Source organism: Collinsella aerofaciens (genome assembly GCF_040910245.1).
Classification (GTDB): domain Bacteria; phylum Actinomycetota; class Coriobacteriia; order Coriobacteriales; family Coriobacteriaceae; genus Collinsella.
Genome location: NZ_JBDGAY010000005.1, coordinates 113682 through 123975, shown reverse-complemented (window position 1 = coordinate 123975; position 10294 = coordinate 113682). Strand labels below are relative to the sequence as shown.

Below are 10294 nucleotides of genomic sequence, written 5' to 3'. Positions count from 1 at the left end.
GGTATCGGGTTCCCACATTCATCCGCACATGTGCGGATGAATGTGGGAGGTGTTCGGTTGAAGTTGATAATCAAGGACGGATAGTAAATCACAAAGTCGACGACCAACAGCACTGCCATCAATACGAGAGAACGCAGATCGAGACCCGTGGTGAGGAACGCACCAATTGGGCCGGGAAGCGCCCACGGCATGGTATACATGGGGGCGTTCATTCCAATGACGTCAATGAAAAATTTACCGATAATGGCGTTGACCATAGGAGCCACTAGGAAGGGCACGAACATATAGGGATTGAGAACAATCGGCATACCGAAGATAACGGGCTCGTTAACTCCAAAAATCACCGGGATAATCGATGCCTTGCCCATGGCTTTAAGCTGCTTGGAGCGCATAAACATGATCAGGATAATAGGAACGATGAACGTGCAGCCAGAACCGCCCAGACCGCCGATGAAGCTTGTAAAGTCCTGCGTGAGAGCAATTGACGGATGTCCACCTGCTTGGAAAACCTCAAGATTGGTAACGGTATTGCCGTAGAGCGCAGCATTAATCGGACTCATGACAACCGAAGCACCGTGGATACCCATAAATTGGAAAAGTGCGACCGCGCCTTCGATAAGCGCCATGCCAGGATAGGTGTCGACCGCGGAGAACAGCGGCGAGATGAGAGCGGATACCAAATTGGCGAACGGCACAGCAAGCAGCTTGCGGCTCGCAAGATCGATAAAAGCGCACGCAAGGATCGAAAACCCAAATGCAAAGATATCGCGAAAACTCTGCGCAATAGAGCCAGGGACCTCTTTGGGAAGCTTGATCGTCACATTATGGCTAATGCACACCTTATAGATATTAACGGTCAAGAATGCGGCTACGAACGCAGCGAGAAAACCCTTAGTTCCCATATAGCCGGTTTCAAAAACAGATGTATCTGCTCCGCCAATCGAGACAACATCGTTCGTCACCGATAGCAAGAGCATGCCGCACATGGCACAAACCATGCACGAGGTGGGGTTGAGAGATTTACCCGAAGGCATGCGACGGTTCATCGACATGGCAAGTGAGCTCGCCGTGGTGCCGGCCACCATAATGCCAAGAAGTCCCATGGTATATGCATAGATTTTATTGAAGAAATCCAGCACCTCAGACGGAAGCGTGATGCCTACATAGGCAGGGAGCGTCGAAAGAAGAAGGAACAGGCTCGAGAACAGCACAATTGGCATATTCGAGAGAAAGCCATCCTTAATCGCCACCAGATAAATGTTCCTCGAGATTTTGTCGAATAGAGGCTGGTGTTTTTCAAGGAATTTGACGATAGCGTCCATAACACATCCTTTCATGATTCCCGGGCACACAACGATTTATCCGGACTCAACCGTCGTCGTCCCCGTTTGTATCCACTTATGTAAGTGAATACGTTCTTGTGCGAAATGTAATATCATTTGCGCGATTTGTCATAACCAATTCTTTTTCCGCTTTGTCGATATGTCAAGAATTCAAATACTTATTCGGCGAACGGTAGTTGATTAATTTAAGGTTTTCCCAGCTAAAGGCTATTTTTTCCGAGCAATACAATAAGCTTGCAACCGTTCACCGATTGGATATAACATATTGAATATATTGTTGTAACAATATTAGAGACAATGTCACAAGCCTGTCGTTCTAGTCAAAGGAAGTAACAATGCCCAAACGATTACTGAACATGTCCGCATCCGATTTTGCCGCCACGTCACCCATGGATCTAAAGCAGGCAATTCTGGCTTCCGAGGGACGTACCATCATGGCGGAAAACGTACCCTCTTCCCAATTTCTCGGCGGCGTTACTAATGCAGAAATCGAACGTGCCGCAGGTGCCGACCTGCTTCTGTTTAACGCGCTCGATGTGTTCGATCCAGTTATTGCCGGTATTCCAGATGATCTCAATGAAAACCCGGTCACTTGGGTGAAGCGAGCATGCGGAAGGCCCATTGGCGTCAATCTGGAGCCAGTTGATAACGAGGCAGAGATGTCTGAATCCCGTACGGAAATCCCCATGGGTCGTCGCGTCTCTCCCAAGACCTTAGAAAAGGCAAACGAACTCGGATTTGATTTTATTTGCCTCACAGGCAACCCTGGAACTGGCGTCTCCAACGATGCAATCGCCCATTCGATCAAACTCTCCAAAGAGCATTTCAATGGCCTGATCATAGCCGGAAAAATGCATGGAGCAGGCGTTGCGGAACCTGTCATGACGCTCGAAATTGCGCGCAAGTTTGTTGACCTCGGCGTCGATATCCTTCTCGTACCAGCCCCCTACACCGTCCCTTGCTTCCAAGAAGCAGACCTGCGCGCCATCGTAGACTTTGTACGATCCCACAACGTAGGCAAGTCAATTGAAGAGAAGGTTCTCGTCATGGCGGCGAACGGGACGAGTCAAGACTCCTGCGACAGCGAGACCATTAAGAAAATAGGCCTTGCAGCAAAAGCAGCCGGCGCTGACCTCCAACATATCGGGGACTCCATGAACGGTATTTGCCTGCCCCAGAATATCTTCACGCTCGGACAAGCCCTTCGTGGATACAGGCATCAGATCGTCATGCTGAGCCGCTCTGTGATACGTTAAGGTTACCTTGCCCACGTTACATCCCGACTGAGGCAACCATCAGGTATAACCAACATGCAAACTGAGGCTCTAATGCTCGATACACACGAAAAACGGCCACTCTATTTACAGCTCACCGACGCGCTGCTCAAGCAGATCGTCGATGAATATCAAGCAGACGATAAACTTCCAACAGAAATGGAACTCTGCGACGAATACGCCGTAAGCAGAACAACCGTCCGACTTGCCATGAGTGAGCTGGAGCGTCGTGGAAGTATCTATCGAATCCAAGGTAAGGGGTCGTTTGTTGCACCGAAACGCGTTAGCGAGCTCAATTCACTTTTAGACTTTGACTTTGCAAGCCATTGCGATGGCGTTGATCCGGATGCCATCACCAAACATTTCGGCGGCCTCACATCAGGTCGTCCAATTTCCGTAATGATGCTCCAACAATTTGGATGTCAAAGTCGCGATGAAATTCAGCGTCTTGAATTGACCTACGAACTTGAAGGCAGCTTCATAGGCGCTGATACGTTCTTCATTTCAAAGTCGCGCGTTCCGAATAACCAGTTAGATTTTCAGGCATTTAGCAGAATCATGGACGACTTGTCCAAGTCTATCCAATCTGTTAGGGAAAGCTATAGAGCACGTCAGCTTAGCGATTCCGAAGCCAGTAATTATGGTGTTGCAAAACTTCCGGTCATCGAACTGACTCATTATGCTTACGACTCCGGAGGCAAACTAATCTCAATTGTCTGCCGCACCGTCTTAACTGGGCGAATCCCTTATCAAAACTTTATTTTCAAGTCCTAATGTTCTTTTTCTTTTGTCTCGATCTGTAACACGTAGCCGAGTTTTTAAGTCCTAACCGTTACAGATCGAGACAAACAAGGTAGACCCCGCCGAATTGTCTCAATCTGTAACACTTAGACCGGTTTTGGACGTCTAGATGTTACAGGTTGAGACGATTTGATTGTGGGGTCCTCATTTGCGCGTCATATTGCGTAGCGCTGACGCGCTGGTTTCCACAATGACAGGAGGTAAAAGTCCTCCCGCATCGCCTGTTGGCAATCCCGTAGCGTTAGCTAGCAGATGACCTGTGTGTGCTCCTCGATGGCGGCGCGGTCCTCGACCGAGATACTCGGCTCGCACACCACGGCGTCCAAACTGTCCAGGCGACAGAAGGTGTAGAAGTCGCGCTTGCCGATCTTGCTGGAGTCGGCAATCAGATAGCGCGAGTCGGCCTTGCTAAAGGCGAGCTGCTGGATGCGGCCCTCTTCCATGTTAGACGTAGACACGTCGCCGTCCAAAATGCCGTTGGCACCGATAAAGGCTGCATCGATGCCCAGCGCACGCAAGGTATCCTCGGCCGTGGGGCCCACAAAGGCGGCAGTGCGGCGGCGGTACACGCCGCCCACCAGGCACAGTTCGCAGTCTTCGCGCGCCTCGAGCAGGTTAAACACCGAAAGCGAATTGGTCACAATGCGCAGGCGAAACGCCGGCAGCATCGAGGCCATCTGCTCAACCGTGGTGCCCGTGCCCAAAAAGATGGTCGAGCCTTCCTCGATAAGCTCCACAGAACGGCGCGCAATCTGCAACTTTTCCTCGGCATGCTTCGTGCGCTTTTCGCTGTGCGAATACTCATGGCGCAGCATAGCGTGTGGACGGCCCTGTGCACTGCGGGCTCCGCCGTGCACGCGCTCGATCTCGCCCAGGCTCGCAAGCTCCTCAAGGTCACGGCGGATCGTCATATCCGAGACACCTAACGCATCCGAAATCTCCTTGACCGAGACCGTTCCCTGTTCCTCGAGCAGCTGCCGAACCTTATCCTGTCGCTCCGCTTTAATCACGATGAGTCCTCGCTGTTCCACGCTCACGTCAATTCAAACAATAACGAACAAATTGTATCAGACTCGCGCGCGTCAGAAATGAACGCCCGCACAGCTCTAATCATCACTTTTTTGAGAAAAATACCCCCTGCTTTAGTGGGGTGTAGTGATAATCTCGCCTGTTCGCGCTACAGTTTGTCGGAAATACCTCGATGTTAGGAACCAAATGATCACTTCCGAGCTTTTCGGCACCGCGCCGTGCGGTACCCCCGTTCATCGTTACACCCTCAACGGGCCCGAGATCTGCGTTCGCATTATGGACTATGGCGCCACCGTGTTGGGTATCGATGTGCCCGACATTCCCGGCAACGTGCGCGATGTGGTGCTGGGCTTCGATAAGCTCGAGGATTACTTTGACAACCCCGCCTGCTTTGGCGCGACCATCGGCCCCGTGGCAAACCGCACCGCGGGCGCCACGATCACCATCGACGGCACGGACTGGCATATGCCGGCCAACGAGGGCGTCAACAACCTGCACAGCGATCTTGAGCACGGCCTGCACAAGCGCGTATGGGATGTTGAGCTCGACGAGGTCCACAATGCCGTGCGCATGACCACCTCGCTTGAGGATGGCGAGCTGGGCCTGCCCGGCAACCGCACCTTTACGGCCGTGTTTACCGTGACGCGCACCGGCTGCTTCCGTATCGAATACGGCTGCGAGAGCGACCGCGCCACCTACGTGGCCATGACCAACCACACGTACTTTAACCTTGCCGGCCATAACGCCGGAATGGACTGTGAGCACTTCTTTGTTGCTAACGCTGCCCACTACCTGCCCATCAACGAGCAGAACATCCCCACCGGCGAGATCGCTCCGGTCGAAGGCACGCCGTTTGACTTCCGTGAGCTGCACCCCGTCGCGCCTGGCATGGAGGCCGACGACCCGCAGATTAAGCAAGCCCGTGGCTACGACCACTGCCTGTGCATCGATGGCTATCAGTACGGCCGTAATCTGCGCCGCGCGATGCACGTCGAGGAGATGTGGACCGGTCGTGAGCTGGACTACTACACCACCGCCCCGGGCGTGCAGCTCTACACCGGCAACTGGCTGGGCGACGAACATGCCAAGGACGATGCCAACTATGGCTGGGGCGCTGGCTTTGCCCTCGAGGCAGAGATGTACCCCGACACGCCGCACCAGCCGCTGTTCCCGCAGGGCATTGTGGGCCCGGGTCACCCCTATAGCAATGTGATCGAGTACCACTTTATGAGGCACTAAGCCCACAACGCAACATATCGCACAGCAGCGCCCGCCGGCACCACCGCCGACGGGCGTTTTTCTATCCAGTCGAACGCACGCTCGTTCGCGGCGTGGGTCGGCCTGACGCCCTCCGAGCACTCCAGCGGGAAGAGCGACAGCAGGGGCGCGATCACCAAGGCCGGCAACAAGCACCTGAGGAAGGCTCTGGTCGAGGCCGCGTGGCACTACCCGACGTGCTCCGCTCGGCCGAAGGGCCTCGCCAAGGGCCAGGACCCGGACCGGGGCGCCCGGAGCCACGCCAAGGGCGTGCGGAGGCTGGTCGAGAGGCGCGAGGCCCTGCTCGCGCGCGGGGTCCACGGCAGAGCGTCGCCACGGCGCGCGTGCTCGCCTGCTGGGTATGGGCGGTCGGCCTCATGGCCGAGGAGGCGTAGGGGGGGCGTTCCCCCGCACATAAGCCGATCACCCCGGAAGCGGTTGTATCCGAAGCCGTTGAGGCGAACCTCAGGTCCCTTTTCTGCGAGCGCCCAGGGCGCCACACGCGTGCGCAGACTGTCGGTTCGACGAAGAAGCCTCAGCCGTAGCAACGGATTGCCCGGCGAGAGATCGCCGCGGGCGGATATTAAACTGCAAAGACGAGCGTCGGAAAGACACGCCGAGGTCGCCGCGGACGGGCTGATATAGGGAGGGGGCCTGACCCCATATCGTTGGGGCCAGGCCCGATTTTGCCTCTTGACAATGTCCTGCTCATATTAAAAGGACAGTCCTTGCCAACCCGGACGGCAAACCGGCCAATCGGCAAGGGCTGTCCCCGATCGCTAGTCGTTTAAGAACATCCACGACGACCGGGTGGCAAGGAGTCTCCCCAAGCACCGGCTGGAAAGGAACGTCCCCAGTTGACGGGTCGAGGATAGGCGTGGATTTGGCGCTGATGCGGTCTCAGTCATAGAAAAATCCTCTCCGCCCACAGAGAAGCAGACAGAGAGGATGGCACCCGCTGAAATGGGTTCGAAATCAAGCGGGATGACCGCCTACTCTTGTTTGGTTCGTTCAATAACCTTTTTGAGAGCCTTTATCAACTTGTAAACGAGATAGATCACCGCAGCGGTGATTCCGACCTCAACCAGAACTATAGCCAGGAGGGAAACCTCTCCGCCAATGTTGATCTTACCCAACACGCCCATATTGAATCACGCTAGATATGTGTGCAGTCGGGAGCCATTTATTTCAGCTCCAAGAGTATAAGTCGCAGACGCCATACCGCCTACACCGGTAAAAAGAAAGCTCCACTTTGTTCGTTTGGAAGAAAAACTCTTACTGAAATTCGATAAGGCAGCACCAACGGAAGATGCCTTATGGCCCCACCATGATGTAATGTTGTAGTTCTTGATTGATATCCAGTACTCAGCATCGAGCACTCCAGTATAGAAGTAAACCTTCCAATTCCCATCAGTAGCGTTGTAGTAGCCGTCCCAAATCGGGGCAACATCAGCTTGCTCTTTCTCTATCCCAAAAACACCTGTAGAGCCATCTGGCAGCTCGATAGTACGTTCTTGTTTCGGTCCATCATTCAAATCGAAGCATGCGTCGGCGGGCGTCAAATACTCAGAAGCATTTGCGGAGGGCAATAAAATAAATCCGGTGGCGAAAAATAGGACAACCATTGCTAACAACAACTTGGGCATTTTTTTCATCATGTCCTCCTGTCACGTGTCATATGTAACGACAGCCGCGGCAATTTAATTATCGCCTGGTTCTGACAATTATTTTTCCGGCACAGCGACTAATCCGCAAAAGGCGCCATTTTGTCCGTTAGCGGTTTCTTTTTTATCAACAGACGACCAGGTTCGACAACTATGTATCGGGGGCGCTCTTAAACGGCTGGGCGTTGGGCGCGCTCTTTCGCCGCCCGGCAGAGACGATATGAGCAGGACATAAAAACATTGAGAGCCCCTGCTGCATGAAAGACCGCGGATTAGGCCGACAATGGTGAGTGTCCAATCCAACCGTGGCGGCCACGCCGCATTCATGGAAGGGGCTCCCATGCTCGATGCTACCACCTTCATCGGCCTCGACGTCCACGCCCGTTCGATAAAGGCCGTCTCCCTCGACGTCATGACCGGGGAGGTACGTGCCGCGACCTTCGGCTACGACGCCGGCGCCGTCGCGGAGTGGGTCCGTTCCGTGGACCCCGGGGCCAGGTGCGTGTACGAGTCCGGGGTCACGGGCTTCGACCTGCAGAAGAGGCTTTCCGGCCTGGGGGTTGACTGCGTGGTCGGCGCCGTCTCGAAGATGACCTCGTGTTCGAGGCCGGCGAGTTCTCGAGGTTCGGGAACGCCCGGTCGTTCGCCGCATGGGTCGGCCTGACGCCCTCCGAGCACTCCAGCGGGGAGAGCGACCGCAGGGGCGCGATCACCAAGGCGGGCAACAAGCACCTGAGGAAGGCGCTGGTCGAGGCCGCGTGGCACTACCTGACGTGCTCCGCTCGGCCGAAGGGCCTCGCCAAGGGCCAGGACCCGGACCGGGGCGCCCGGAGCCACGCCAAGGGCGTGCGGAGGCTGGTCGAGAGGCGCGAGGCCCTGCTCGCGCGCGGGGTCCACGGCAACAAGGCGAACGTGGCCACGGCGCGCGAGCTCGCCAGCTGGGTGTGGGCGGTCGGCCTCATGGCCGAGGAGGCGTAGGGGGCCGGTCCCCCGCACATAAGCCGATCACCCCGGAAGCGGTTTGATCCGAAGCCGTTGAGGCGAACCTCAGGTCCCTTTTCTGCGAGCGCCCAGGGCGCCACACGCGTGCGCAGACTGTCGGTTCGACGAAGAAGCCTCAGCCGTAGCAACGGATTGCCCGGCGAGAGATCGCCGCGGGCGGATATTAAACTGCAAAGACGAGCGTCGGGAAGACACGCCGAGGTCGCCGCGGACGGGTTGATATAGGGAGAGGGCCTGACCCCATATCGTTGGGGCCAGGCCCGATTTTGCCTCTTGACAATGTCCTGCTCATATTAAAAGGAACGTCCCCAAGTGCCAAGGGTGTCCCCAACGACTAGTTGAATGGGGTCGGGATTGGAGCTGGGGAGGGAGCGGATTTCTAGCTCTATGCCGAGTTCTTGCAGCTCTTTGAAGGCGGCGACGTCTGTGTCGTCTACGGCAACTGTGGGCGTCGCGGGACGCTTGCCCTCCCCTGCTTGCATGTGACCGATACTGATCTTGGTAATGGGCACACCGCCCTTGACCAGCGCGAGCGCATCCGCGGGCGACGCCACCATGATGAGAATCCATTGGCGCGGCGTTGCGGTATGAATGATGTCGATGGTCCTTTGCACCGAGAAAAACCGCGTCCACACGCCCTCGGGCGCCGCGACCCTCATAGGCGCCCACTTGCGCGAATCCGCCGCAATCTCGTCGTTGACGATTAGGACGAGGTTGGAACCCATAGCCTCGTTCCACAGCTCGACGTCTTGCCCGTAAATAAACCGGTCATCGATACGCGTGAGAAGGATCTTGGGTTGAGCCATGGCAGTCCCATTCTGTTTGAGACTCGTAAGAGCGAGACATCACGTCTCCAATATTAGTGCATTTAAAGTGAGAAAAGCCGTCAGAACACTTGCACGGATGTGCGATGTCCCGTATCATAGACAGCCGTTGACGTCTCAGTTGCGTCACCACATGGCCGCCAGCGTAGCTCAGTTGGTAGAGCACCGCTCTCGTAAAGCGGGGGTCACCGGTTCGAGCCCGGTCGCTGGCTCCATTGCACAAGATAGCCGCCTTCGGGCGGCTTTTTTGTTGCCGATTCGCCCACTCGGTGGACTTCGGATTTAATGCTTAGGGGGCGGGGATTTACCAAAGTGAAATTTTAATGAAAAGAAACCCAGCTGCAACAATTGCCATGGTGAGGGCTCGAATTGGCCATATAGATTTAAAATAGCCACGATACCTTCTCTTTTGCTGAAACGATATATCTATACAAGGTTGTGAGCGGAAAACAAAATACGTCGATTGCTATCCGACAAACGGGTCTGGAATTGCATTCACCGGCATTTCGGGGCAGATTGATACACATGTACGAAAGGGAACCTATGTGGTGCGTTGGGTTGGAGCTGCTGCAGGCCCGATATGGATTGCGGTCTTGCGCCCCGATGTCCAAATAGGTTTCTCTCTCTAGACGGGAAGTTGCTCATGGACGCCATATATGACGGAGATGACTGGGTCGATCATTATACTTGGCGCCTGGTCGGCTCGGATGACAATGGGGATGTGGTGTTTGATGGACTATGTCCAAAGCATCTCCATCCTTTTGTCTCGTCGTTAATTGAGAGTTCCGCTCGTGTTGCCCCCTACAGCTCGGCATCGCTTCATGATACGGACGTTTTGAAGACCATAAGGGAATCAATTGACGAGGGCACGATGAGCGGCCCGCTGTTCTCTCGGCTTGTGGGGCTAGATGAGATTGGCTCGAAACGACTGCTTGCGGGCGAAAAGGTGGAACTCACTTATCGGTCGATGATTTCAATCCTGCGGCTAGCCGATGTTCTTCGCAAATAAACAGCTTCCCTATTCAAAAACAGAAAACCCCGCCAAACGTGATTCCCCTAGGGAAACACGTTTGGCGGGGTCCTAGCGTGATATCCCTAGG

Annotated in this window: 11 protein-coding genes and 1 tRNA gene; 8 read left to right on the top strand and 4 right to left on the bottom strand. The window is 55.1% G+C overall.

Annotated features, from left to right (window positions below; genetic code table 11):
* A partial coding sequence (locus AB5Z20_RS03460) for a PTS transporter subunit EIIC (protein WP_368156239.1) occupies window positions 1-1322 on the bottom strand: 1322 nt, incomplete at its 3' end.
* Window positions 1323-1678: 356 nt separating this feature from the next.
* Between AB5Z20_RS03460 and AB5Z20_RS03455 the strand changes: the two genes are divergently transcribed.
* A complete protein-coding gene (locus AB5Z20_RS03455; RefSeq protein ID WP_368156237.1) occupies window positions 1679-2599 on the top strand; it encodes a DUF7916 family protein in 921 nt (306 codons plus the stop codon).
* A gap of 72 nt (window positions 2600-2671) precedes the next feature.
* Complete coding sequence (locus AB5Z20_RS03450) at window positions 2672-3391, top strand: GntR family transcriptional regulator (protein WP_172678010.1); 720 nt, start codon at window positions 2672-2674, stop codon at window positions 3389-3391.
* 272 nt (window positions 3392-3663) lie between these two features.
* Here the strand turns inward: AB5Z20_RS03450 and AB5Z20_RS03445 are convergent, their stop codons facing one another.
* Window positions 3664-4428 (bottom strand): DeoR/GlpR family DNA-binding transcription regulator, encoded by a 765-nt coding sequence (locus AB5Z20_RS03445; protein ID WP_368156236.1) that lies wholly within the window; start codon window positions 4426-4428, stop codon window positions 3664-3666.
* 205 nt (window positions 4429-4633) lie between these two features.
* Here AB5Z20_RS03445 and AB5Z20_RS03440 point away from each other — a divergent pair, with 205 nt between their 5' ends.
* Both AB5Z20_RS03440 and AB5Z20_RS09840 read left to right on the top strand, forming a co-directional pair.
* Complete coding sequence (locus tag AB5Z20_RS03440; RefSeq protein WP_368131293.1) at window positions 4634-5686, top strand: aldose epimerase family protein; 1053 nt, start codon at window positions 4634-4636, stop codon at window positions 5684-5686.
* 63 nt (window positions 5687-5749) lie between these two features.
* The gene (locus AB5Z20_RS09840) at window positions 5750-6349 is read left to right on the top strand and encodes a transposase (protein WP_438265672.1); all 600 of its coding nucleotides are present in this window, start codon (window positions 5750-5752) and stop codon (window positions 6347-6349) included.
* Window positions 6350-6855: 506 nt separating this feature from the next.
* Here the strand turns inward: AB5Z20_RS09840 and AB5Z20_RS03430 are convergent.
* Window positions 6856-7359, bottom strand: a complete 504-nt coding sequence (locus AB5Z20_RS03430) for a DUF5626 family protein (RefSeq protein WP_368131294.1) — start codon at window positions 7357-7359, stop codon at window positions 6856-6858.
* Between the two features lie 349 nt (window positions 7360-7708).
* Between AB5Z20_RS03430 and AB5Z20_RS03425 the strand changes: the two genes are divergently transcribed.
* Complete coding sequence (locus AB5Z20_RS03425; protein WP_368156235.1) at window positions 7709-8032, top strand: hypothetical protein; 324 nt, start codon at window positions 7709-7711, stop codon at window positions 8030-8032.
* On the top strand, window positions 7966-8346 hold the full coding sequence (locus tag AB5Z20_RS03420; protein ID WP_368156234.1) for a transposase: 381 nt from the start codon (window positions 7966-7968) through the stop codon (window positions 8344-8346). The genes AB5Z20_RS03425 and AB5Z20_RS03420 overlap by 67 nt, the downstream gene beginning before the upstream one ends.
* 317 nt (window positions 8347-8663) lie before the next feature.
* Here AB5Z20_RS03420 and AB5Z20_RS03415 read toward each other — a convergent pair whose 3' ends face one another.
* On the bottom strand, window positions 8664-9176 hold the full coding sequence (locus AB5Z20_RS03415) for a PTS system mannose/fructose/N-acetylgalactosamine-transporter subunit IIB (protein ID WP_368130779.1): 513 nt from the start codon (window positions 9174-9176) through the stop codon (window positions 8664-8666).
* A gap of 157 nt (window positions 9177-9333) precedes the next feature.
* Between AB5Z20_RS03415 and AB5Z20_RS03410 the strand changes: the two genes are divergently transcribed.
* Together AB5Z20_RS03410 and AB5Z20_RS03405 are read left to right on the top strand one after the other, a co-directional pair.
* Window positions 9334-9409 (top strand) — tRNA-Thr (locus AB5Z20_RS03410).
* Between the two features lie 428 nt (window positions 9410-9837).
* Window positions 9838-10203 carry a hypothetical protein gene (locus AB5Z20_RS03405; protein ID WP_138374234.1) on the top strand — a complete coding sequence of 122 codons (366 nt, stop codon included), beginning with the start codon at window positions 9838-9840 and terminating at the stop codon, window positions 10201-10203.
* Window positions 10204-10294: the final 91 nt, after the last annotated feature.

What these genes read in the sequence shown, in the direction of transcription:
- AB5Z20_RS03455 (WP_368156237.1), top strand. Translation starts at nt 1,679, where the DNA reads ATGCCCAAACGATTACTGAACATGTCCGCATCCGATTTTGCCGCCACG.
- AB5Z20_RS03450 (WP_172678010.1), top strand. Translation starts at nt 2,672, where the DNA reads ATGCTCGATACACACGAAAAACGGCCACTCTATTTACAGCTCACCGAC.
- AB5Z20_RS03405 (WP_138374234.1), top strand. Translation starts at nt 9,838, where the DNA reads ATGGACGCCATATATGACGGAGATGACTGGGTCGATCATTATACTTGG.
- AB5Z20_RS03415 (WP_368130779.1), bottom strand. Translation starts at nt 9,176, where the DNA reads ATGGCTCAACCCAAGATCCTTCTCACGCGTATCGATGACCGGTTTATT.
- AB5Z20_RS03425 (WP_368156235.1), top strand. Translation starts at nt 7,709, where the DNA reads ATGCTCGATGCTACCACCTTCATCGGCCTCGACGTCCACGCCCGTTCG.
- AB5Z20_RS03430 (WP_368131294.1), bottom strand. Translation starts at nt 7,359, where the DNA reads ATGAAAAAAATGCCCAAGTTGTTGTTAGCAATGGTTGTCCTATTTTTC.
- AB5Z20_RS03440 (WP_368131293.1), top strand. Translation starts at nt 4,634, where the DNA reads ATGATCACTTCCGAGCTTTTCGGCACCGCGCCGTGCGGTACCCCCGTT.